The sequence below is a fragment of the Sphingomonas sp. 22176 genome, from assembly GCF_052045505.1.
In the GTDB taxonomy this organism is placed as follows: domain Bacteria; phylum Pseudomonadota; class Alphaproteobacteria; order Sphingomonadales; family Sphingomonadaceae; genus Sphingomonas.
The window spans coordinates 1,102,914-1,125,397 of the sequence record NZ_JBQEPL010000001.1 but is presented as its reverse complement, the minus strand read 5'-3'; the positions used below and the strand labels follow the sequence as shown (position 1 = coordinate 1,125,397).

22 protein-coding genes are annotated in these 22,484 nt (G+C 67.0%); 7 read left to right on the top strand and 15 right to left on the bottom strand.

What is annotated here, in order from left to right:
• Positions 1 to 61: 61 nt before the first annotated feature.
• Both ACTJKY_RS05275 and ACTJKY_RS05270 read right to left on the bottom strand, forming a co-directional pair.
• Positions 62 to 835 carry a SapC family protein gene (locus ACTJKY_RS05275; protein WP_440844662.1) on the bottom strand — a complete coding sequence of 258 codons (774 nt, stop codon included), beginning with the start codon at positions 833 to 835 and terminating at the stop codon, positions 62 to 64.
• Between the two features lie 53 nt (positions 836 to 888).
• Positions 889 to 2,337: an FAD-binding oxidoreductase gene (locus tag ACTJKY_RS05270; RefSeq protein ID WP_440845233.1), complete on the bottom strand. Its 1,449-nt coding sequence runs from the start codon at positions 2,335 to 2,337 to the stop codon at positions 889 to 891.
• Between the two features lie 54 nt (positions 2,338 to 2,391).
• Between ACTJKY_RS05270 and ACTJKY_RS05265 the strand changes: the two genes are divergently transcribed.
• Positions 2,392 to 2,865 (top strand): hypothetical protein, encoded by a 474-nt coding sequence (locus ACTJKY_RS05265; protein WP_440844661.1) that lies wholly within the window; start codon positions 2,392 to 2,394, stop codon positions 2,863 to 2,865.
• An 83-nt stretch (positions 2,866 to 2,948) separates the two neighbouring features.
• A complete protein-coding gene (locus ACTJKY_RS05260; protein WP_440844659.1) occupies positions 2,949 to 4,457 on the top strand; it encodes a DEAD/DEAH box helicase in 1,509 nt (502 codons plus the stop codon).
• A gap of 18 nt (positions 4,458 to 4,475) precedes the next feature.
• On the opposite strand, the gene ACTJKY_RS05255 is transcribed toward ACTJKY_RS05260, so the two are convergent.
• The 8 genes from ACTJKY_RS05255 to ACTJKY_RS05220 all read right to left on the bottom strand — a co-directional run bounded on the left by ACTJKY_RS05255 (position 4,476) and on the right by ACTJKY_RS05220 (position 13,632).
• Complete coding sequence (locus ACTJKY_RS05255; RefSeq protein ID WP_440844657.1) at positions 4,476 to 4,664, bottom strand: hypothetical protein; 189 nt, start codon at positions 4,662 to 4,664, stop codon at positions 4,476 to 4,478.
• A gap of 77 nt (positions 4,665 to 4,741) precedes the next feature.
• A complete protein-coding gene (locus ACTJKY_RS05250; RefSeq protein ID WP_440844655.1) occupies positions 4,742 to 7,297 on the bottom strand; it encodes a TonB-dependent receptor in 2,556 nt (851 codons plus the stop codon).
• A gap of 51 nt (positions 7,298 to 7,348) precedes the next feature.
• Entirely contained in the window at positions 7,349 to 9,073 is a 1,725-nt protein-coding gene (locus tag ACTJKY_RS05245; protein ID WP_440845231.1) for a sulfotransferase, read from the bottom strand.
• A 46-nt stretch (positions 9,074 to 9,119) separates the two neighbouring features.
• On the bottom strand, positions 9,120 to 9,755 hold the full coding sequence (locus ACTJKY_RS05240) for a glutathione S-transferase family protein (RefSeq protein ID WP_440844653.1): 636 nt from the start codon (positions 9,753 to 9,755) through the stop codon (positions 9,120 to 9,122).
• 78 nt (positions 9,756 to 9,833) lie between these two features.
• Positions 9,834 to 10,697 carry a dienelactone hydrolase family protein gene (locus ACTJKY_RS05235; RefSeq protein WP_440844651.1) on the bottom strand — a complete coding sequence of 288 codons (864 nt, stop codon included), beginning with the start codon at positions 10,695 to 10,697 and terminating at the stop codon, positions 9,834 to 9,836.
• A 237-nt stretch (positions 10,698 to 10,934) separates the two neighbouring features.
• Entirely contained in the window at positions 10,935 to 11,588 is a 654-nt protein-coding gene (locus ACTJKY_RS05230) for a DUF1013 domain-containing protein (protein ID WP_440845229.1), read from the bottom strand.
• A 119-nt stretch (positions 11,589 to 11,707) separates the two neighbouring features.
• Entirely contained in the window at positions 11,708 to 12,730 is a 1,023-nt protein-coding gene (locus tag ACTJKY_RS05225; RefSeq protein ID WP_440844650.1) for a glycosyltransferase family 4 protein, read from the bottom strand.
• Between the two features lie 23 nt (positions 12,731 to 12,753).
• On the bottom strand, positions 12,754 to 13,632 hold the full coding sequence (locus ACTJKY_RS05220) for a UDP-2,3-diacylglucosamine diphosphatase (protein WP_440844648.1): 879 nt from the start codon (positions 13,630 to 13,632) through the stop codon (positions 12,754 to 12,756).
• Positions 13,633 to 13,817: 185 nt separating this feature from the next.
• Here ACTJKY_RS05220 and ACTJKY_RS05215 point away from each other — a divergent pair, with 185 nt between their 5' ends.
• Both ACTJKY_RS05215 and ACTJKY_RS05210 read left to right on the top strand, forming a co-directional pair.
• The gene (locus ACTJKY_RS05215) at positions 13,818 to 14,246 is read left to right on the top strand and encodes a hypothetical protein (protein WP_440844647.1); all 429 of its coding nucleotides are present in this window, start codon (positions 13,818 to 13,820) and stop codon (positions 14,244 to 14,246) included.
• A gap of 20 nt (positions 14,247 to 14,266) precedes the next feature.
• Positions 14,267 to 14,689, top strand: coding sequence for a hypothetical protein (locus ACTJKY_RS05210; RefSeq protein ID WP_440844645.1), 423 nt, complete (start codon positions 14,267 to 14,269; stop codon positions 14,687 to 14,689).
• On the opposite strand, the gene ACTJKY_RS05205 is transcribed toward ACTJKY_RS05210, so the two are convergent.
• Positions 14,690 to 15,700, bottom strand: coding sequence for an NAD(P)H-quinone oxidoreductase (locus ACTJKY_RS05205; RefSeq protein WP_440844644.1), 1,011 nt, complete (start codon positions 15,698 to 15,700; stop codon positions 14,690 to 14,692).
• Positions 15,701 to 15,779: 79 nt separating this feature from the next.
• On the opposite strand from ACTJKY_RS05205, the gene ACTJKY_RS05200 reads away from it, so the two are divergent.
• Together ACTJKY_RS05200 and clpA are read left to right on the top strand one after the other, a co-directional pair.
• Positions 15,780 to 15,977, top strand: coding sequence for a DUF1192 domain-containing protein (locus tag ACTJKY_RS05200; protein WP_440844643.1), 198 nt, complete (start codon positions 15,780 to 15,782; stop codon positions 15,975 to 15,977).
• A gap of 138 nt (positions 15,978 to 16,115) precedes the next feature.
• The gene (gene clpA / locus ACTJKY_RS05195) at positions 16,116 to 18,434 is read left to right on the top strand and encodes an ATP-dependent Clp protease ATP-binding subunit ClpA (RefSeq protein WP_440844641.1); all 2,319 of its coding nucleotides are present in this window, start codon (positions 16,116 to 16,118) and stop codon (positions 18,432 to 18,434) included.
• Positions 18,435 to 18,560: 126 nt separating this feature from the next.
• On the opposite strand, the gene ACTJKY_RS05190 is transcribed toward clpA, so the two are convergent.
• The 3 genes from ACTJKY_RS05190 to galE all read right to left on the bottom strand — a co-directional run bounded on the left by ACTJKY_RS05190 (position 18,561) and on the right by galE (position 20,439).
• Positions 18,561 to 18,884 carry a UrcA family protein gene (locus ACTJKY_RS05190; protein WP_440844639.1) on the bottom strand — a complete coding sequence of 108 codons (324 nt, stop codon included), beginning with the start codon at positions 18,882 to 18,884 and terminating at the stop codon, positions 18,561 to 18,563.
• A 225-nt stretch (positions 18,885 to 19,109) separates the two neighbouring features.
• Positions 19,110 to 19,370, bottom strand: coding sequence for a hypothetical protein (locus ACTJKY_RS05185; protein ID WP_440844638.1), 261 nt, complete (start codon positions 19,368 to 19,370; stop codon positions 19,110 to 19,112).
• Between the two features lie 70 nt (positions 19,371 to 19,440).
• Positions 19,441 to 20,439 carry a UDP-glucose 4-epimerase GalE gene (gene galE, locus ACTJKY_RS05180; RefSeq protein ID WP_440844636.1) on the bottom strand — a complete coding sequence of 333 codons (999 nt, stop codon included), beginning with the start codon at positions 20,437 to 20,439 and terminating at the stop codon, positions 19,441 to 19,443.
• Between the two features lie 69 nt (positions 20,440 to 20,508).
• On the opposite strand from galE, the gene msrA reads away from it, so the two are divergent.
• The gene (gene msrA, locus ACTJKY_RS05175) at positions 20,509 to 21,054 is read left to right on the top strand and encodes a peptide-methionine (S)-S-oxide reductase MsrA (protein ID WP_440844635.1); all 546 of its coding nucleotides are present in this window, start codon (positions 20,509 to 20,511) and stop codon (positions 21,052 to 21,054) included.
• A 491-nt stretch (positions 21,055 to 21,545) separates the two neighbouring features.
• Here the strand turns inward: msrA and ACTJKY_RS05170 are convergent, their stop codons facing one another.
• On the bottom strand, positions 21,546 to 22,478 hold the full coding sequence (locus tag ACTJKY_RS05170) for an L-threonylcarbamoyladenylate synthase (protein ID WP_440844633.1): 933 nt from the start codon (positions 22,476 to 22,478) through the stop codon (positions 21,546 to 21,548).
• Positions 22,479 to 22,484 lie beyond the last annotated feature (6 nt).

The window sequence follows — 22,484 nt, the reverse complement described above, 5'->3', positions numbered from 1 at the left end:
CACAGCCCCACCCCAACCCCTCCCCTGAAGGGGAGGGGCTTAAGTAGACTTCAGCGTTGGATCAGCCGACCAGCTGGACCTCGGGCTGCCAGCCCGAGCGCATCTGGCGGGCGAACAGCTCGCGCATCTGCGCCAGCGAGAAGAGGTGGGCGTAGATCAGCGGCAGCATGCCGTTCTGAACGATCTTGCGCAGCTGGTCGCCGCGCATCTCGTTCAGCTTGTTCTCGTCGACCATCATGAAGCCGCGGTAGATGAAGGGCTGCGCCGCGCCGTCCGGCTGGATCGAGACTTCGCCGTCGATCAGCAGGTTCATTTCCTTCAGCTCACGCATGAACTGGCTGGTGCGGGCACCGGCGGTCTCAAACTGCTCGTTGAACTGCAGGATGTTCTTGGTGACTTCGCTCGGCTCGCCATTCTCGAACAGGGCCTCGCCCTCCTCGAACTTGCCGATCACGTCCGAGGTCGGATCGAAGCACAGCGACAGCTCGTCGCTTTCCGGACGCAGGCGCGCGAGCAGGAACGGGTAGCGGCGGATATAGGCCGGCACGTAGAAGTTCGGGTCGACCAGCTTGCCTTCGCTGTCGAAGAAGGTGTTCACGCCTTCGTTCAGCCCCATCAGCGCCAGCGGCACGGGGTCTTCACCGACCGAGAAGACGATCGGCATGAAGCGCTGCACCAGCGGGAATTCCTCGACGGTCACCGGCACCGCATGCTGGTTGGCGAGGAAGGCCGCGCGGTCGGTCGAACGCGTACGGAAATCGGCATGGACCTGGCTCGAAAGCGGTTCGAGCTGATTGTAGAACAAGGGAAGCGACTGCTGCGGCGCGCTGGCCATGAGGATCTCCTGAGAACTTTTTTCGTCGAAATGCGTTTCAACCGCGCCGGGGTCTATTTGTTGGCGGTTGCCGGCGCAAGCGCGACCAGCTTTCCTGGATTGAGAATCAGCTTCGGATCGAGCGCCGTCTTGATCGCCCGCAACGCCGCTATCCGTGCCGGCGGGGACAGGCGGGCGAGTTCGTCCCGCTTCATCTGGCCGATGCCGTGCTCGGCGGAGATCGATCCGCCGGCGGCGACCACCATGTCGTGCACCAGCCGCGTGATGTGCGCAGCCTCTTCGGCATACCAGCGGTCGCGATCCACACCCTTGGGCGCGCGGACGTGGAAATGGACGTTGCCGTCGCCGAGGTGGCCATAGGCGATCGCATGCGTGCCGGGGAAGCGCGCCTCCGCCTCCGCCCCGCCCTCGACCATGAAGCGCGGCATGTCTTCCACCGGCACGGAAATGTCGTGCTGCACGGCGGGCCCGGCGGAACGCTCGGCCTCGGAGATCGAGTGGCGAATGCGCCAGAAGCCCTCGGCCTGCGCTTCGCTCGCCGCGATCACGGCATCCTGGGCGAGTTCTGCCTCGAAAGCCTGGGCAAGCATCCGCTCGAGTACCGTCGCCGGTGCCTCGGCGGCGGGGTCGCTGGTCACCGCCTCGATCAGCACGTGCCAGCGATGCGTGCCGGCCAGCGGCAGGCGCGTGCCCGGCACATGTTCCAGCACCAGCGCGACGGTATCGTCGGGCATGATCTCGAAGCTCTCGACCATGTCGGTCGCCGCCTGCAGCCGGCGCAGCAGGCTGAGCGCCTTGGCCGGGCTCTCCAGGCCGACCCAGGCTACCGCCCGCGCCGCCGCCGCCGGGACCAGCCGCAACGTCGCGGCGGTGACGATGCCCAGCGTACCCTCGGCGCCGACCAGCAGCTGGTTGAGGTCGTAGCCGCGATTGTCCTTCTTCAGCGCCGACAGCCCGTCATGCACCGATCCGTCGGGCAGCACCGCCTCGACGCCGGCGACCAGCGCGCGCATCGTCCCGAAGCGCAGCACCTGCACGCCGCCAGCATTGGTGGAAACGAGGCCGCCGATCGTGGCACTCCCGCGCGCGCCGAGATCGAGCGGGAAGCGCCGCCCGGCAGCTTCGGCCGCATCGCGGAAGGTGCCGAGGATCACGCCCGCCTCGGCCACCGCCAGATTGGCATCGGCATCCATGCGGCGAATCCGGTTCATCCGGCGCGTCGAGAGCAGCAGCGCCGATCCGTCCGCGGGCGGGATCGCCCCGCCGACCATGCCGGTATTTCCGCCCTGCGGCACCAGCGCCACGCCCAGCTCGTTAGCGAGCGCCACCAGCGCGCTGACTTCCTCGGTCGAGCCCGGCGAGAGAATCGCGGGCGCCGCGCCCTGGTAGCGGCAGCGCCAGTCGATGAGCCAGGGCTCGATATCCTGCGGATCGGTGGTGACCGCCTTGGGGCCGAAGCGCTCGGCGGCGAAGGCAGTGATGCGCTGCTGCTCGGGTGTCATCATGATGGTTGCGCCCTAGCATGGCGTGCGGCAGTTCATCCACCGTTCAAGCCGATGCATCTACCGCCCCATCCCACCATGGTGAAACTGCCGATCGTCGCTGCGGGACTTGCGCTGTTGCTCGCCGCCCCCGCGGCGCGGCCGGCCATGGCCGTCGATGCCGCCTTGGCGCCCTCCTTTCAGCAGCATGTCTCGATCCACGTGCCCCGCATGACGGTGACGACCACGACGATCGTCGTGCGCGAATCGCCGGCGGTGGTCGAACGCCGCGCCAAGAGCTGCGTCGATGTCGGCCGCATCCAGGGCTTCACGGTGAACGCCGCCGACAGCGTCGACCTGATCCTCGAGGACGGTTCGCTGCTGCGCGCCAAGCTGGGTGCCGAATGCCCGGCGCTCGGCTTCTATTCCGGGGCCTATCTGAAACCAACCAAGGACGCCAAGTTCTGCGCGGGACGCGACGCACTGCGTTCCAGATCGGGTAGAACCTGCCCCGTTCAGGCGTTCAAGAACCTCGTTCGCGCACGGTGAAGCTTGACTTTTGCGGCTGAATCCGCAAGCGCCATGGCTTCTGTAAAGGTGCATAGCAACGCGCCCTATTTCCGGACATTTGCATGAGCTTTGCCGACCTCGGCCTTTCTGACGACCTTCTCCGCGCGGTGACCGACGCCGGCTATACCGAGCCGACTCCGATCCAGCGCCAGGCGATCCCGTCGGTGCTGATGGGCAAGGACCTGATCGGTATCGCCCAGACGGGCACCGGCAAGACCGCCGCCTTCGTGCTCCCGATGATCGACGTGCTCGGCGAAGGGCGCACCCGCGCGCTGATGCCGCGCTCGCTGATTCTCGAGCCGACGCGCGAACTGGCGGCGCAGGTCGCCGAGAATTTCGAGAAGTACGGCGTCAACCACAAGCTCTCGATGGCGCTGCTGATCGGCGGCGTGCAGATGGGCGACCAGGTCAAGGCGCTGGAAAAGGGCGTCGACGTCCTCATCGCCACCCCGGGCCGGCTGATGGACCTCTACGGCCGCGGCAAGATCCTGCTCACCGGCTGCAGCCTGCTGGTGATCGACGAGGCGGACCGGATGCTCGACATGGGGTTCATCCCCGACATCGAGGAAATCTGCACCAAGCTGCCCAAGGTGCGCCAGACGCTGCTGTTCTCGGCAACGATGCCGCCGCCGATCAAGAAGCTGGCCGACCGGTTCCTTACCGATCCCAAGACGATCGAAGTGGCGCGCCCCGCCACCGCGAACATCAACATCACCCAGCGCATCGTCCAGGTGCCGGCCACGGCGCATGTGAAGCGCGACGTGCTGCGTCGCCTGCTGCAGCAGGATGAAGTGTCCAACGCGATCATCTTCTGCAATCGCAAGACGACCGTGCGCGACCTGAACAAGAGCCTGAAGAAGCACGGCTTCCGCTCGGCCGAGATCCATGGCGACATGGACCAGTCGGCCCGCATTGCCGAGCTCGAGCGGTTCAAGAACGGCGATGTGACGATCCTCGTCGCTTCGGACGTCGCGGCGCGCGGCATCGACGTGAAGGGCGTGAGCCACGTCTTCAACTTCGACGCGCCCTGGCACCCGGACGACTATGTCCACCGCATCGGCCGCACCGGCCGCGGCGGCGCGACCGGCATTGCCTATACGCTGGTGACGCCGGAGGATGCCGAGAACATCGTCGAGATCGAGAAGCTGACCGGCCACAAGATCGAGCGCGTGCCGAGCCCGGTCGTGGTCGACGGTGCCGACGACGCGCCCGCACCGAAGCGCACCCGCGGCGGCAAGCGCGACACCAAGAAGGCCGAGCCGCGCCGCGAGGAAGCCGCAGCAGAAGCACCGGCCAAGCCCAAGTCGCGCCGCGCTGCCTCGACCCGTGAGGAGGCGCCGGCATCGCCCGCACCGCGCGAGGAAAGCCGCGCCCGTCCGCAGCGCGACGAGCGCCCTGCGCGCGAAGAGCGTCCCGTTCGCGATGAACGCCCGGTCCGCGATGAACGCCCTGTCCGTGACGAGCGTCCGGCCCGCGACGACCGCCGCCGCCGCCGCGACCAGGATGATGGCCCGGACGACGGCTGGAACGGCCCGATCCCGGACTTCCTCAACTACACGATCGACGCCTGAACGCGCGCGGCCGGCGCTTTAGCGCTGGCCGCGTCGCAGCCGCATCGTCATGCCTGGATAGGCGTCGCCGACGCCAAGGATCGCGATGGTCCCCGCGCGCAAGGTCGTGTTCGTCAGCACCCGTGCACCCGCATCTTCCAGCGCCTGCCGGATCGCCGCAGGGGCCGTCCAGTGGTCGTGATTGCCCAGTACTGCCGCACCCCCCATGGGCGCCCTGAGCCCGGCCAGCGGCGCCCTTAGGCCAGCCGCCCGCCTGGTTGCGCCGGTCGCATGGGGTCTGCCGCCTAGAACTTCGCCCCCGCGCGCAGCCCGATCGTCCGCGGCGTGATCGGCACGACATAGGTGCGCTGCCCGCACGAACCGCACTCCTGGAATCTCGAAAGCTGTCCGCGCTCGTCTGCCAGGTTGGTCACGAACAGCTCGATGTTGAAGCGCTGGAGCTCCATGCCCGCGGCCAGCCCGACGGTGGTGAACGCCTCCAGCCGGCCTAGCTGCTGCGCCGGATTGACGATGGCGCCGGTACCGGTCTGGAAGATTGCGGTACGGATATCCGACGCGGCCGAACTCTGGTGCGATACCGTCGCCTGGCCATAGGCCTTGGCCGATCCCACCGGCACCGTATAGCGCGCCGTGCCGGTCAGCTTCACCTGCGGGGTGATCGGCAGCCGCGTGCCCGAGGGCGCGGAAACGATGTTGCCATTGCCCGTGCAGGCATAGGTGGGATCATCGAACAGGCAGAGATTCTTGGTCGTCTTGGCGTCAGTATAGCTGCCCGCCGCCGTCAGCGAGAGGCCGCCGCGGGTAAAGGCCGCATCCGCCTCCACGCCGCGAATCCGTGCATTTGGGCCGTTGTGGATCTCGGTAAAGCTGTTCGCGCCGAGGAAGGAGAATTGGAACTTGTCCCAATCCTGCTGATAGGCGGCCGCGTTCAGCCGCAGTGCGCCGTCGAACAGCGTGGTCTTGGCGCCGACTTCATAGTTGGTGAGGTAGTCGGCCTGATAATTCTTCACGTCGGCGCGGCGGTTTATGCCGCCGGGGCGGAAGCCGCGCGAGACCGTGCCGTAGAGCAGCACTCCCTTGGTCGGCTTCCAGCTAAGGTTGAAGCGATAGGTACCGCCCTGCCCCTGCGCACGCACCGGCAGCAGGCCGGCGCCCACCGCATAGGTGGCAAGGTTGGTGCACGGCCCGCCCGCCACTGCCGCCGGCAGCAGCGTCGTCGCCCCCCCCGCCGCCACCGCGTCGCGCAGGCGCGTGCCGTCGGTGGTGAAGCATTGCGCCACGCCGGTACGCGAGCTGCCCGCGCCGTTATAGGGCGTGGCGCTGAAACCATCCGCCGGATTGCGACCGAAGCCGAAGAAGCCGATCAGCGTGTTGTCGTAGATGAAGGCGCGGCCGCCCGCGGTGGCCGTCAGCTTGTCGGTCAGATCGTAGCTGACTTCGCCGAACGCCGCATAGTCGCGGTCGACGCGGTGCTGCTGGGTGAGCCACAGCGTGCCCGGATGGCCGTTGACCGACAGGTCGTCGGCGAGGCCGGTGACCCGATAATCCTGGTGGATGTCGTTCGACTGGCGCTGGTAGAACAGCCCCGCCACCAGCCGCAGCCGATCGCTCGAGGGCGAGGCGATGCGCAGTTCCTGGCTCAGCTTCTTGAAGTGATCGGTGGCGACGATCCGCTGGCGCGGGTCGATCGGGTTGCCGGCATTGCCCGAAAAGTAGAAATAGCCCGCCAGGCCGCCGACCGAGGAATAGAGCGAGTCATAGGCCTCGGCATAGTCGGTATAGTCGCTCGACTGGGTGTCGCGCCGGTCGAGATAGGCGCCGGCATAGGTCAGGTCCCAATTGCCCAGCTTGCCCTCGATCGTCAGCGCCGCCTGGATGAAGCGGTCACGGCGATATTCGGGGAAGAAATGCTGCACCTCCAGGTCGCCGACCTTGGGGTCATAGCCATAGGCGCCGTGGCTCCGCGTTTCCTGGTAGATCGCGGCGGGCGTGACCGTCCAGTTCTCGTCCAGATCCACCTTCAGCGCGGCGCGGCCGCCCCACAGGTCGGTATCGTTATAGTCCTTCTTCGCGAAGGCCTTGTTGTCGACGACCACCCCGCCCTTGGTGGCGGTGCAGGCGGTACCGGTCGGCTCGGGCAGGAAGCTGCGGCAGCCCGCGACATTGTCGATATAGCCCGCGTCATGCTGGTAGAAGCCGACCAGCCGCAGCGCCGCTATCTCGTTGATCGGCAGGTTGAGCATGCCTTCCAGCTTGCCGCCGACACCGCCCTTGTTGACCGTGTTCACCTCGCCGTCGATGCGGCCATAGGTGCCCTTGTGGTCCGGCTGGTTGGTGATGATGCGGATCGTGCCCGCTTCGGACGAAGCGCCGTACAGCGTGCCCTGCGGCCCCGACAGGCTCTCGATCCTGGCGATGTCGTAGACATGCACGTCGAGATTGCCGCCGATCGTGGTGACCGGCTGCTCGTCGAGATAGACGCCCACCGATGGCAGCGAGCCCGAATGGTTGCCGTCGCCGCCCGAGGCCACGCCGCGCATATAGACGACGTTGGTGCCCGGCGTGCCGCCCAGCGCCTGGAAGGAGACCGACGGCAGCTGCTGGACATAATCGGTGAAGTTGCTGACGTTGAGCTCGTCGAGCTTCTGCGTGCTCAGCGCCTGGATGCTGAGCGGAACGTTCTGCAGGCTCTCGCTGCGCTTCTGCGCGGTGACGACGATGTCGTTCGAGTCGGTGGCCGGCGGCGGGGTATCCGCCTGTTGCTGGGCCAGCGCCGACGTGGCGGCGAGCATGGTGGACGCGAGCAGCAGCGAACGAACAACGCACCGATTGAGCGGCATGGCAGACCCCCCGATTGTTGCGTTGCAGCGTCATTCGCAACGATCCTTGGGTCAAGCGATGCAGCTGTCAGCATGCCGTTCGGCGCAAGGATTGTTCAAGCTGTGTGACAATTCAGCAACGAAGCAGAAGCATCGATACGCGTCGGAGAACGCCGGTACGTCGGGGTACGCCGTCAGCACATCGCCCAGCGCGGCGCTGAGCGGATCGAGCCAAGGTTCGAACGGCTTCCAGCCTTCGACGCCGTCGCGGAAAATCGGGCGGCGCACCTGTTCGGAGCTGGCGGTGCGCACCGCGCGCTCGGTTTCATAAAAGGCGAGGCAGGCCGGTTCGAAGTCCAGCCCGCAGGCGGCGAGCAGCGCGCGGACCTGCACCTCGGTATTCTCGACCATGGCCTCGTAGAAGACCCGGTGGACGCGGCCGGGCGCGACCGCATCGACATGCGCCATCAGCCGCACATAATCGGCATAATAGCGGCCCATGTCGTCCAGCGCGTAGCTGAAGCCCTGGCCGCGGGCGAAATGCTGCTTGAAGTTGGAGAAGCAGCAGCCGAGCGGGTGGCGCCGCGCGTCGATGATCCGTGCGTTGGGCAGCGCGAGCAGGATCAGCGGCACATGCGCCCAGTTGTTGGGCAGCTTGTCGATGAAGAAGGGTCGATCGGTGCGGCGCTGGATCCGCGTGCGGCGGAGATAGGCCTCGCCGAGCGCGTGGAGCTGTTCGCCCGACAGGTCCGCCAGGCCGGCGGGATAGCCGGTGATCTCGCGCGCGAGCACCGGCAGGTCGGCGAGTTCGGCAGTGCCTTCGACCAGGCTGTGGCTCGACAGGATCTGCTCGACCAGCGTCGATCCGGCGCGCGGCATGCCGAGGATGAAGATCGGATCGGGCGCCCCGCAGCCCTGCCCCGCACGGGCCGCCAGCAGGCGGGGAGTGCAGTGCGTGATGTGCGCGTCGACCAGCCGGGTCGTGTCCTCCGCCGCATAGCGGAGCGACTGGCGGCGCAGCGCATTGCCGTCGGCATAATGCGCGAAGGCAGCGGCGGCCCGCCCGCGCTCCTCCAGCGCCTTGCCCAGCGCGAAATCGAGGTGGAAGCGATCCTCATCGGCGAGGTCGCCGCCCGCCAGCGCGGCTTCCATCGCGGCGAGATCGGCATCGTCGAAGCGGACGGTCTTGAGGTTGGCGAGGCTCCACCACGCCTCACCCAGCGCCGGCAGCAGCGCAATCGACTGGCGATAGGCGGCCACCGCATCGGCTTGGCGCCCGACGGTCTTGAGCATGTGCCCGTAGCTCATCCACACCCGCGGCTGGTTCGGGGCTTGCTCGAGCACGCGCTCGTACAGGCCGATCGCCGCGTCGAAGTCGCCAAGGCGCGCGTTCGCCGCTGCCTGGAGGTTGGTGTGGGTGGGGTTGTCCGGCTCGTCGGCGAGGACGCGGTCGAGCTCGGCCAGCGCCTCGACCGGGCGATTAAGCCGGTACAGCACCAGCGCCAGATTGGCGCGCGCCGGGGTGAAGCCGGGCGCCAGTTCGACCGCGCGACGCAGCAGCGACTCGGCATCGCGGTAGCGGCCGATTCGCCCGGCGAGTTCGGCGAACATCCGGATCGCGGCGACGTCGAACGGGTCGTCCTTCAGATGCGCGCGCAGCAGCGGCTCGGCGCGGTGCAGCTGGTTGTCGTGCAATGCCAGCGCTGCCTCGATCAGCCGCGGCGGATACCGCCCTGCCGTCGCGATCCAGCTGTCCGCCCGCGTTGCCGCCCCTTGTTCGGTGCGCCCGTGCTGCATTCCGTCCCCGCTCACCGCGCAAGCATCGGCGAGCGGGGCGCGCGGATCAAGCGGGTTCGGCCGTCTTTTCCAGCGCGGCCGCGGCTGCATCGTCGAGCGCCCAGGCGCGCTTGTAGGCCTCGCGGCTCTGCACGCGCTCGATATAGGCGAGGAACGAGTCGCGCTTGGGCAGCATGCCGAACATCACCGTCCAGCCGATCTGCGAACCGAGATAGACGTCCGCCGCGGTGAAGCGGTCGCCGGTCGCATAGGGGCGCGACGAGAGCAGCCCGTCAAGCACGTCGACCACCAGGTCATAGTTGCCATAGCCGAACATGCGCGACTGCTCGCCCGAATCGAACTTGGCGAAATTGTTGGTCGTCGCCTGCTCGACCGGGCCCGCCGCGTAGAACAGCCAGCGATAATAATCGGCGCGCTCTTCCGGCAGCGGCGCCAGGCCCGCCTCGGGGAAGGTTTCCGCCAGATAGGCGCAGATCGCCGCGCATTCGGTGACGACCTTGCCGTCATGGACGATCGCCGGCACTTTCCCCATCGGGTTGATCGCCAGATAGGTCTCGCCCTTCATCGTCGAGGCATAGTCGAGCACCTCGACCCGGTAGGTCGCGCCGACTTCCTCGAGCATCCAGCGCGCGATGCGGCCGCGCGATTGCGGGTTGGTGTAGAGAATCAGTTCGTCCGTCATGGCCCCGTACCCCTGTTGCTCCCGACTCGATCGGCCGGGAACAAGAAGGGAACACGAAACCGCCAGCGGGTCAATTGCTCACAGGCTGGCGAAGGTCGCGAGCAGGCGGTCCCAGGCTCGGTCGGCCTGCGCGGCGTTGTAGACGCGGCTGTCGGGCGGGCACCAGCCATGCATCGTGCCGGCATAGACCTCGATCTCCGCCGGCACCTTGGCCGCGGCGAAGGCGGACCGCAGCGCGTCCTTGTCGCCGGGGGCGCGCGCATCGTCATTCTCGGCGATGGCGAACAGGTAGCGCCCCTGCAGCTGCGGCGCGAGCTTGTGCGGGCTGTCGGCCGCCTCGGTGACCAGCGGCGCGCCGTGGAAGCTCCCCCCGGCCTTCACTCGGCCGGGCAGCGCGGCGGCGGTGCGCACGACGAACGGTCCGCCCATGCAATAGCCGGTGCTGCCCATGCCGCGCTTGGTGTCCACCTCCCGCTGCGCGTCGAGGAAGGCGGCGAAGGTCTTGGCGTCGGCGGTGATCGCTGCCGGCGTGAGCGGATCGCGCCAGGGCATGATCATCGCGCGTACCTCCGCCTGGTCGAAGGACTGGCCTGCTTTCAGGAACGGCGCCTTGGTCGAGCGGTAGAACTGGTTGACGGTCAGCACCGCATAGCCCGATTGCGCCAGCCGGTCGGCCATCTGCCGGAAGGCGGGGCGCAGGCCCATGATGTCGGGCCAGACCAGTACGGCGGGATGCTTGCCGCTGGTCGGCGCGACGAAATAGGCGTCGGCGGTGCCGTCGGCCGTCGGAATCGTGACGTCGCGGCCCTTCACCGCCGCGGCGTTGGCGGGACTGGGCAGGATCGCGAGCATGCCGGTCGCGGCGGCGGCGGCGGCGAAGCCGCGGCGGGTGAGGCCGCCCAGGGCGCGGTCGTTGTCGGCTGCGGTATGCTCGTCACACATGGCGATCCTCCTCCTTTTGCGGGCACTCTGACCCTCGTCACCCTCACCCTCCCCACCGCCTTCGGCGGCGGGTCCCCTCCCTCTCCCGCAGGCGGGAGAGGGCAAAGGGTGCGGAAGCGTGCAACCCAACCCCTTGATACCGCACCCGCTCGCCCCCGCAAAGCTGCCCCAAGAAGCAGAACGGGCCCCGGCGCTGGATGCGCCGAGGCCCGTTCCTTTGCGCCCGGGAAGGCGAAATCAGTGCTTGAACAGGCTTTCCGCGGTGTGCTCGACCGGCGCGGCTTCCTTTTCCTCGGGCACATGGCTCGCGGCATAGCGCTCGGCGCGAAGCTGCTCGATCAGCGCCTCGCGGTCGCCCTCGAGGCGGGTGTCGGTCGGCGCTTCGATGCCGGCGGCCTTGGCGGCCTTGGCGACCAGCGCATCGAGCTCGCGCTGCGAGCACAGGCCCAGCGTCACCGGATCCTTCGGCACGATGTTGCCGATGTTCCAGTGGGTACGGTCGCGGATCGCGGCGATCGTGGTGCGGGTGGTGCCGATCAGCTTGCCGATCGCGCCGTCCGAAACCTCGGGGTGATGGCGCAGGATCCAGGCAATGCCGTCCGGCTTGTCCTGGCGCTTCGAGACCGGCGTGTAGCGCGGGCCCTTGGTGCGGCGGACCTGCTCGGGGCCCTTCTGCATCTTGAGCGCGTAATTGGGGTTTGCCTGCCCCTTTTCGATCTCGTCCATCGTCAGTTCGTGCGCGCGCACCGGGTCACGGCCGGTGAGCTTGGTCGCTGCGGTATCGTCGGCGATCGCCTGCACTTCGAGGATGTGGAGACCGCAGAACTCGGCGATCTGCTCGAACGACAGCGACGTGTTGTCGACCAGCCAGGAAGCGGTCGCGTGCGGCATCAGCGGCTGGGCCACGGTGGATCTCCGGAACTTGAAACAATAAGGGCCGCCCATCACGGGCGGCCACACATGGTCTTGATGTAGGGGAGCTTGTCCGCAGGAGCAAGCGTTTCCGCGATTCAGGCGGCGGCCTTGTCGCAGCCGATCGGCACCAGCGCCGTGAGGAACTGCCGTGCACTCGCTTCCCAGGTGAAGCTGCGGCCATAGGCGGCACAGGCGGCGCGGTCGAGCATGCGCGCCCGATCGATCGCCACGCCCAGATCCTCGTCCATCGCGCCGGTCTCCGGCGTCAGCACGTCGACCGGCCCGGTGACCGGATAGGCGGCGACCGGAGTCCCGCAGGCCAGCGCCTCGATCATCACCAGCCCGAAGGTATCGGTGCGGCTGGGGAAGACGAACACGTCGGCGGCGACATAGGCGCTGGCCAGATCGCTGCCGAACTGCGCGCCGAGGAACACCGCGTCCGGATATTTCGCCTCCAGCATCGCCCGCGCCGGACCGTCGCCCACCACCACCTTGGTGCCGGGCCGATCGACGCGGAGGAATGCCTCGAGATTCTTCTCCACCGCCACGCGGCCGACATAGAGCATCACCGGTCCGGCCAGCTCCGCCATCCGCGGGTGCGGCGCAATGCCGGGGTGGAAATTGGCGAGATCGACGCCCCGCCCCCAATGGCGCACCTGCGGCAGGCCGTGATCGACCAGCGACTGGCGGATCGACGCGGTCGAGGCGAGGATCGTAGCACTCGGCGTGTGGAACCAGCGGATATAGCGCCAGATCCACTCCGCCGGCACGCCCGATCGCGCCGAGACATAGTCGGGGAACTGGGTGTGATAGGCGGTGGTGAACGGCCGCTTCTGGCGCAGGCACCAGCGCCGCGCGGCGACGCACAGCGGCCCCTCGGTCGCCAGGTGGATCGCGTTGGGGGCGAATTCCTCCAGCATCGCGCCCACCGCCGCCACGCTGGTGATCGCCAGCCGGATCTCCGGATAGGTCGGGCAGGGCAGCGAGTAAAATTTGTCGGGCGAGACCACCAGCACCTGGTGCCCCTGGCTCTCCAGCACCCGCCGCACCGATTGGAGCGTACGGACAACCCCGTTCACCTGGGGCTCCCAGGCGTCGGTCACGATTGCGATACGCACGGCCTCGTCCCCCGCCGCTGCCGTCACGCCGCCGCCAGTCTGGCCTCGGACTCCGGCTGCGACTCGCGCGCCGCCATCTCGTCGGCCCAGTGGAGAATTTCCATGGAACCGTCGTACTGCTCCACCAGCGCCGTGCAACCCTCTACCCAATCGCCGTCGTTATAATATTCGATGCCGTCGATGCCGCGGATCTCGGCCTTGTGGATGTGCCCGGCGATGACGCCATCGACACCGCGCGCACCGGCTTCACGCGCGACGATTTCCTCGAACTTGGAGATGAACGACACCGCGTTCTTCACCTTCTGCTTGGCGTATTTGGACAGCGACCAATAGGGCAGCCCCATCCAGCGCCGCACCGCGTTCAGCCAGCGGTTGAGCGTCATCATCATCTCGTAGGCCGCATCGCCCAGATGGGCGAGCCAGCGGTGCGACATGGTGATCGCGTCGAACTCGTCGCCGTGCAGCACCAGCAGGCGGCGGCCATCGGCGGTGGTGTGGATCGCCTGGCGCTTGATCTTGACGCCGCCGAAGTCGAGCCCGGTGAACTGGCGGAACATCTCGTCATGGTTGCCGGGAATATAGACGATCTCGGTGCCGCGCTTCGCCCGCTTGAGCACGCGCCAGACGATGTCGTTGTGCGTCGCCGGCCAGTAGAGCCGCTTCTTCATCGCCCAGCCGTCGATGATGTCGCCCACCAGGTACATGACGTCGCTGTCGACATGGTCGAGAAAGTCGATCAGCATTTCGGCATTGCAGCCGCGCGTGCCGAGATGGACATCGGAAATCCAGATCGCGCGATACTTACGCCGCACGCCGATCGGTCGTTCCGGAATCGTGGGGGTCGTCGCGTGGAAGTCCGCGAGACCCGCGACATCAAACGAAAGCCTGGTGATCGTGGCCATGCCCAAGTTCCCGTGCAGCTGCCTGTACCGGGACTCGCCTATGCCGCGGCATTGTTACAAATCGAATCCTTGGGATTTCACCATAGTGTCACAGTCCTGCACTCGGGGTACGCGGATGGTACAAATAGGCACAGCCGCCGCCCCGCAGCGCCGGCCCTCTACAATGCGCCGAGAGGGACGAACGCATGCCGGTGCAACAGCTGCGCGCAATAACCTGCGATATCTTGGCGATGACCGAGGCGATCCTGCACGCCGCCGAGCCGCCGATCGACCAGCGGCGCCTCGCCGAGCTGCGCAAGAAGGTAGCACTGGCGCACAACCTGTTCTTTGCCGAGGAGGAGCGCGCACTGCTCCGGCCGCTGCGCGCAAGCGGCGACCCCGCCTTGCTGGCGATCGCGCGGAGCTGTGTCGACCGCGATCTGGAAGGGCGACAGATGGGGCTGGCGCATTATCAGCGCTGGACGCTCGCCCGCATTCTCGAAGATCCCAAGGGCTATCGTGCCGACGTGCGGCATGTCCTCGACTGGATGGGCGCCCGCACGCTTTACGCTGAGCAGATCGCCTATCCTGCACTCGCCAGACTCATTTCGTCGCTAAAACGACCAACTGTCTGAAACGTCGCTAAAATGGCGTCATGCCATTCCCATCGCTCTTCGCCGCCACGCAGAATCTCACCGCCGCCGCCAAGGCACTTTCCCAGCTAGACCCCCGACCGACCGCCGCCGCGCTCAACGCAGCCCGCGAGCGCCTTCTCGACGCGATGCGCGTCCACACCCTCACCAAGGACCGCCTGTTGCTCGCAACGCTGCGCGAGAGCGACGATTGCGCGCACCAGGCGATGGCGCGCCGCACCACCGAACAGGATCTGGAATGGCGCCAGCGCACGCTCGACCATTGCGCCGCCTGGACGCTGCGCAAGATCCTTCAGGATCCGCACGGCCACCACGCCGCCGCGCAGCGCCTGCTGCGGCTGTGCGAGCGCCGCGCCGCGCACCAGGAGCAGCTGCTGCTGCCGATGGCCGAGGAAGCGCTGGAGCAGCGCCCCCTCGCCGCTTGATCAGGCGGGCTGGTCGCCGATCGTCAGCACGATCTTGCCGACATGCTCGCCCGCTTCCATCCGCCGGTGTGCCGCGGGCGCCTCGGCGAGCGGGAAGGTCCGGTCGATGATCGGCTTGAGCTTGCCCTCGGCGACGAGCGGCCAGACATGGCGGCGCAGCTCGTCCGCGAGCAGCGACTTGAACTCCACCGAACGCGGCCGCAGCGTCGAACCGGTGAGCGTCAGCCGGCGGCGCATCACGTCCCAGACGGGAATCGTCGCCGTTGCCCCGCCCTGCACCGCGATCGACACATGGCGGCCATCCTCGGCGAGGCACTGGAGGTTGCGGGCGACATAGTCGCCGCCGACCATGTCGATCACGATCTGCACGCCCTTGCCGCCGGTGAAGGCCTTCACTTCCTCGACGAAGTCCTGGGTCTTGTAGTTGATCGCGAGGTCCGCACCCAGTCCGCGGGCTGCCGCACACTTCTCGTCCGATCCGGCGGTGACCAGGATGGTCATCCCGAATAGCTTGGCGAGCGCGATCGCCATGGTGCCGATGCCGCTGGTGCCGCCATGGACGAGCACGCTCTCGCCCGGCTGGGCCCAGCCGCGATCGAACAGGTTCGACCAGACGGTGAACAGCGTCTCGGGCAGCGCCGCCGCCTCGACCAGGCTGAGGCCTTCGGGCACTTCCAGGCACTGGCCGGCCGGGGCCACCGCATATTCGGCATAGGCCCCGCCCGCGATCAGCGCGCAGACCTGCTTGCCCAGCAGCGAGTCGTCGACGCCCTCGCCCAGCGCGACCACCGTGCCGGCGATCTCCATGCCGAGGATCGAGGGCGCACCCGGCGGGGGCGGATATTTCCCCTGCCGCTGCAGCACTTCCGGCCGGTTCACGCCCGCCGCCGCGACTCGCACCAGCACCTCGCCAGCGCCCGGCTTGGGGATCGGTCGTGCCACGGGGACAAGGACTTCGGGGCCGCCCGGCGCATCGGGATCGATGGCCAGCATCATTTCGGCTGCGATCATTCGGTTCGTCGCTTTTTGGACTAAGGGGAACTCCGGCGCCTTATTGACATCGACCTCCCCAGGGTCAACGTTTCGTCGCATGGACGCCGACGAAAATCTTCCGCGTCGATCCGACGATCTCGCGGTGCAGCTGGCCAGCCAGGACCTCGACCCCTTTTCGGTGGCCGAATTAGAGGCTCGAATCCTGGTGCTGGAAGCCGAGATCATCCGATGTCGCGAAAAGATTCAACGCGCCGTTCACCATCGTGCAAGCGCTGACGCTCTATTTAAGAGATGAGCGTCAAGGCACCGGAACTCGGGCGATACGCCACGAACCTCCGGTGCGGGGCCGCAGCGCTTGATGCGGGGCCCGCCACTCCCGACATAGGGGAAGACGGGCTCAGCACCCTTTCGGCCCGACTGGAGTTGTATCCGAATGCCTAGTTTCGCCTCCGCTCTCGAAGCCACCCTCCACAAGGCGCTCGAGGCTGCGTCCTCGCGCCGGCACGAATATGCGACGCTCGAGCATCTCCTGCTCGCACTGATCGACGATGAACATGCGTCGAAGGTGATGGGCGCGTGCGGGGTAGACGTGGGCGAACTGAAAACCACTGTGGCGCATTATCTCGATACCGAGCTGGAAGCCCTGAAGGTAGACAACGCCACCGATCCCTCACCCACCAGCGGGTTCCAGCGCGTGGTGCAGCGCGCGATCCTGCACGTCCAGTCCTCCGGCCGCGACGAAGTGACCGGCGCCAACGTGCTGGTCGCGCTGTTCAGCGAGCGCGAGAGCTACGCAGTCTATTTCCTGCAGCAGCAGGACATGAGCCGGCTCGATGCCGTGAGCTTCATCAGCCACGGCGTCGGCAAGGGCAGTACCACGCCCACCGAGGCGAGCACCCCCAAGGGCGCCGAGGAAGACAAGTCGAACAAGCAGGAGGCGAAGACGGGCAAGGGTGAGAGCGCGCTCAAGCAATTCACCGTCGACCTCAACGAGAAGGCGAAGATCGGCAAGGTCGATCCGCTGATCGGCCGCGCGGCCGAAGTCGACCGCACCGTCCAGATCCTCTGCCGGCGCAGCAAGAACAACCCGCTCTATGTGGGCGATCCCGGCGTCGGCAAGACCGCCATCGCCGAGGGCCTGGCGCGCAAGATCGTCGAGGGCGAAGTGCCCGACGTGCTGAAGGAAGCGGTGATCTACTCGCTCGACATGGGCGCGCTGCTCGCCGGCACCCGCTATCGCGGCGACTTCGAGGAGCGATTGAAGCAGGTCGTCTCGGAGCTTGAGAAGCTGCCGCACGCGGTGCTGTTCATCGACGAGATCCACACCGTGATCGGCGCGGGCGCCACCAGCGGCGGCGCGATGGACGCATCGAACCTGCTCAAGCCGGCGCTGTCGGGCGGCTCGATCCGCTGCATCGGCTCGACCACCTACAAGGAATTCCGCAACCACTTCGAGAAGGACCGCGCGCTGCTCCGCCGCTTCCAGAAGATCGACGTCAACGAGCCGTCGGTCGAGGACACGGTGAAGATCCTGGCGGGCCTGCGCTCGGCGTTCGAGCAGCACCATTCGGTGAAGTACACGCCGGACGCGATCAAGTCCGCGGTGGAGCTGTCGGCGCGCTATATCAACGACCGCAAGCTGCCGGACAAGGCGATCGACGTGATCGACGAAGTCGGCGCGATGCAGATGCTGGTGGCGCCGTCCAAGCGCAAGAAGGTGATCACGCCCAAGGAGATCGAGCAGGTCATCGCGACCATGGCGCGGATCCCGGCCAAGACCGTCTCGTCGGACGACACCCGCGTGCTCGCCAATATCGAGCAGGATCTGAAGCGCGTCGTGTTCGGCCAGGACAAGGCGATCGAGGTTCTCTCCTCGGCGATCAAGTTGAGCCGTGCGGGCCTGCGCGATCCGGACAAGCCGATCGGCAACTATCTGTTCTCGGGCCCCACCGGCGTCGGCAAGACCGAAGTGGCGAAGCAGCTCGCGACGCTGCTCGGCATTCCGCTCCAGCGCTTCGACATGTCCGAGTACATGGAGCGCCACTCGGTCAGCCGGCTGATCGGTGCCCCTCCGGGCTATGTCGGCTATGACCAGGGCGGTCTGCTGACCGATGCGGTTGACCAGAATCCGCATTCGGTGCTGCTGCTCGACGAGATCGAGAAGGCGCATCCGGACCTGTTCAACATCCTCTTGCAGGTGATGGACAACGGCAAGCTGACCGATCACCACGGCAAGACGGTCGACTTCCGCAACACCATCCTCATCATGACCACCAATGCCGGTGCGTCGGACATGGCGAAGGAAAGCGTGGGCTTCGGCGATCTCAGCCGCGAGGATGTGCAGGAAGAGGCGGTGAAGAACCTCTTCACCCCGGAATTCCGCAACCGCCTCGATGCGATCGTGCCGTTCGGCTATCTGCCGCCGGAAGTCGTCGCTCGTGTGGTCGACAAGTTCGTGCTCCAGCTGGAGTTGCAGCTCACCGATCGCGGCGTCCACATCCATCTGGACGAGGAAGCCAAGGCGTGGCTCACCAAGCGCGGCTATGACAAGCTGTACGGCGCCCGCCCGATGGGCCGCCTGATGCAGGAGAAGATCAAGCAGCCGCTCGCCGAGGAGCTGCTGTTCGGTAAGCTCGTCCATGGCGGCGAAGTGAGCGTGAAGCTGAAGGACAATGCGCTGGCCTTCGAGATCGTGCCGGCCGCACCGAAGAAGCCCAAGAAGGGCAAGAAGGAAGCGCCGGCGGACGTCTGAGCCTTCCGCGCTTCGGGAAACAGCATCGGCCCGGGGGAGCGATCCCCCGGGCCAATTGCATTGTGGGGCAAGTGGCCCCCTTTAGCCTGCGTTCCCCTCCCGCAAGCGGGAGGGGAACGATTGACCTCAGCGCGTGCGGCTGGCCAGCTGCGTGCCCTGATTCGCGGCAAGGATCGCCCGCTCGGCGGCGGTGCGGGCATTGGCGAGCGCGGTGCGGCGGCATTCCACCTCGCCGGCGGTCAGCAGAATGGCGCCCGTCGTGCCGTCCATGCGGCAGACGCGGTAACTCGCCGCGACGACGCGACGCTGCAGGCGCGCGCGGCCTTCGGGAGTCTGCAATTCGGACGGCTGATAGGAAATCCGGACGATCTTGTCCTGACGGATCTGGGCCGGGGCCGGAACGGTGGCGATCGTGCCAAGCATTGCGGCCATCACGATGAAACGCTTCATGATGAGTCCTCCTGGGTTGCGGGGTGTTCGCGACCATGTCGCGACCGGTCTCCGCCGGCTGACCACGCCTCTACGCTCCGTTCGGGTCACCCGAGTGGAGCAAGCGTGACACTCCGCCACAGAAGAAATGACACCATTATTTTCGCGCGCCGCAATGCTGCAGCGCAGCGATCTGGCGCGACATTAAATTTCAATATCTCGGTTTCGCGACGATTCGGGACGCCGTCAGCGCTGCTTTTCATCGACGCGAGTCGCGACGATCACCGGCCGATCGCAATCGACATGGCGCACCACCGGCAAATAGGCATTAGCCAGCGGCTCCTCGCCCAGCGATCGCAGGCTGGGGGTCGCTTCGGCGGGCGCGCGCACCGATTGGGTGCGGGCATTCTCGCAGCGCATGGCCGGGGGTTGGGTCACCGCCTCGGCCGCCGCGGCGGCGGGGACGTCGTCTCCGGTGATCGACAGCAGCAACAGGACCAGCAACATGGCTGTCTCCCACGCGGCTCGCCTCCCCAGGCGAGCGATGCATCGGCATAGCAGCCTGGAAGGCGGCTGCCTATCGGTCCCGCTCGGCGAGCTTGCGCTCCCAGGCGAGCGCATCGCGGACGATACCGTTTAGGTCGGCATGCTGCGGCCGCCAGGGCAGCGCCGCCAGGATCGCACTGTTGTCCGCCACCAGCGCATCGGGATCGCCGGCACGGCGGCCTTCCAGTTTGCGCGCGATGGTCATGTTGGTTACCCGGTCCACCGCGTCGAGCACTTCCAGCACCGAGAAGCCGCGGCCATAGCCGCAATTCATCGTGTGGCTCTCCTCAGGCCGTGCGATCAGCAAGTCGAGCGCGTCGACATGCGCAGCGGCGAGATCGCTGACATGGATGTAATCGCGCACGCCGGTGCCGTCCGCGGTCGCGAAATCGGTGCCGAATACCGAGACATGGTCCCGCTTGCCGGTCGCCGCCTCCACCGCAACCTTGATCAGGTGCGTGGCGCCCGCGGTCGACTGGCCGCTGCGGCCCTTGGGATCGGCACCGGCGACATTGAAATAGCGCAGCGCGCAGTAATTGAGCGGATGCGCCGCCGCGACGTCCTTCAGCATGATCTCGGTCATCAGCTTGGACATGCCGTACGGGTTGATCGGCTGCTTGGGCGCGTCCTCGCGGATCGGCACCTGATCGGGGATGCCATAGGTCGCGGCGGTGGAGGAAAAGATGAAGTGGCGCACGCCGTCGGCCACCACGCTTTCGAGCAGCGCACGGCTGGCGACGGTGTTGTTGCGGTAATATTTGAGCGGGTCGGTCACCGATTCCGGCACCACCACCGATCCGGCGAAGTGCATCACCGCGACCACGCCGTGCTGCCGGATCGCGCCGCGCACCGCTTCGGCATCGTCGATGTTCGCCACCACCAGCGTCGCGCGCGGATCCACCGCCCAGTCGAACCCGGTCACCAGATTGTCGACCACCACCACGCGCCAGCCCGCGTCGAGCAAGGCCAGCACCGCATGGCTGCCGATATAGCCCGCGCCGCCCGTCACCAGCACCGCACCGTCACGCATCACGTCATCCTCTTTGTTCCGCCCCGGCTCCACCCTATCTTGGGGCCACAAGCAAGGAGTTCCTGAGACATGACCATTGAAACGGCGACGCTCGCCGGCGGTTGCTTCTGGTGCACGGAAGCCGTGTTCAACGACGTGATCGGCGTGCAGGGCGTCGAAAGCGGCTATATCGGCGGCACCAAGGCAAACCCGACCTACAAGGAAGTCTGCTCGGGTGACACCGGCCATGCCGAGGCGATCCGCGTCAGCTTCGATACCGATGTGGTGAGCTATGGCGAGATCCTCGACATCTTCCTCGCCACGCACGACCCGACCCAGCTCAACCGCCAGGGCAACGACGTCGGCACCCAGTATCGCTCGGCGATCTTTCCGCATTCGGCCGAGCAGGAGCGCGAGGCGCTGGATGCGATCGAGCGCGCCCGTCCCGATTGGCCGCAACCGATCGTCACGTCGATCGAGCCGCTGGGCGAATGGTGGCCGGCCGAGGAATATCACCAGGAATATTGGCAGGGCGAGGGGCAGCGGAACCCCTATTGCCTGGCGGTGATCCCGCCCAAGCTCCGCAAGCTGCGCAAGAGCTTCGCCAACCGCACGAAAGAGGGCGCAGCCGCATAAGGCCGCGCCCTCCCACGGGGGTGTTCGAGACCGCGGCCGGCTTGCGAAGGCCGGCCGCGGAACGAAGGCGCGGTGCTGCGGGGGCAGTTCGTCGCCATTCGGGTTCCGCTCTCGTCTGCTGGCCCGGCTATCGCGCGCGGCTCGGCGTGCGAGCGACGGCGGCGCAGACAATCGCCCAGCAGTTGCCGCGTCGCTTGTCTTTGATACGCAAGCTATACGACAAGGCGGACCCTAGAAGCTTCGGTTCGCCTGTAAAGGCAAGATCGTATACAGCTTACCCAGAATGGGATTTCCAGCCTATTCGTCCAGTCTGGATCGATACCGCCAAAGACAAACGTTTGGGGGCTGGACTCTATCGATATGGTCAGTCCATTTTCGCTTCATCTAGTTTGCCGTTACGATATGGCACCGATGCTTTAGATGATCGTATACCCCGAAGGTGGACAGCGATGCTTGTGCTTGGCTGATCGCCACAGCGGCACCGTACCCAATTACGTCCGGGGATGGGCCGCCCGCGCAAGTCGATCCTGAATCGCAAGCCCAAGCCCGTGCGGCGGGACTGGCGCAACGGCGATCCGCAGTCGATCGGACGCATCGGCGCGGTGCAATGCATCGAACAACCGCGCCGCCGCTTCGCGCAGGTCGCCCGTGGCGGACAGCGTGTCGTCACCGGCGATCGCGCCGAAGCCGATCAGCCATTCCCCCCCCTCGGCGCGCTCGGCGCCCAGCCGCACCGGCTTGGACGGTGCGTAATGGCTGGCCAGCTGCCCCGGCGCGGTGATCGCGCCTGGCGTCGTACCGCTGCCATAGCCGGGGAGTTGCTCGGCAGTGACCGGCCCGGGCCGCAGGATGCGCTGCGTCGCCGGCTCTACGATGGTCGACTCGATGCCGTCGCTGGTTGCGCCGTCGTCGATCACCAGCGGGATGCGGCCGGCGAGGCTCGCCGCGACATGAGCGGCGCGCGTCGGGCTGATGCCACCGCTCGCATTGGCCGAGGGTGCAGCGAGCGGCCGCCCGCTCGCGCGGATCAGCCCCTGCATCGCGCGGTGATCGGGCATGCGCAGCGCTACCGTCGGCAATCCCGCCGTGACGAGGCTCGCAACCGGCGAGCCCTCCGCCAGCGGCAGCACCATGGTCAGGGGGCCCGGCCAGAAGCGCGCCGCCAGCGCTCGCGCCTCCGCATCGAACTGCGCGATCGTCTCGGCCTGGCCCATGTCCGCGACATGGACGATCAGCGGGTTGAACGAGGGGCGCCCCTTGGCCGCGTAAATCCCCGCCACCGCATCCGAATCGGTTGCGTCGGCGGCGAGTCCGTAGACGGTTTCGGTGGGCACAGCGACGCATTGACGTGCGCGAATCAGCGCCGCCGCCTCGCCGAGCGCGGCCTCGCCGTAGGGTAAGATGCGCGGATTTGCTGGGGTCACGACGAC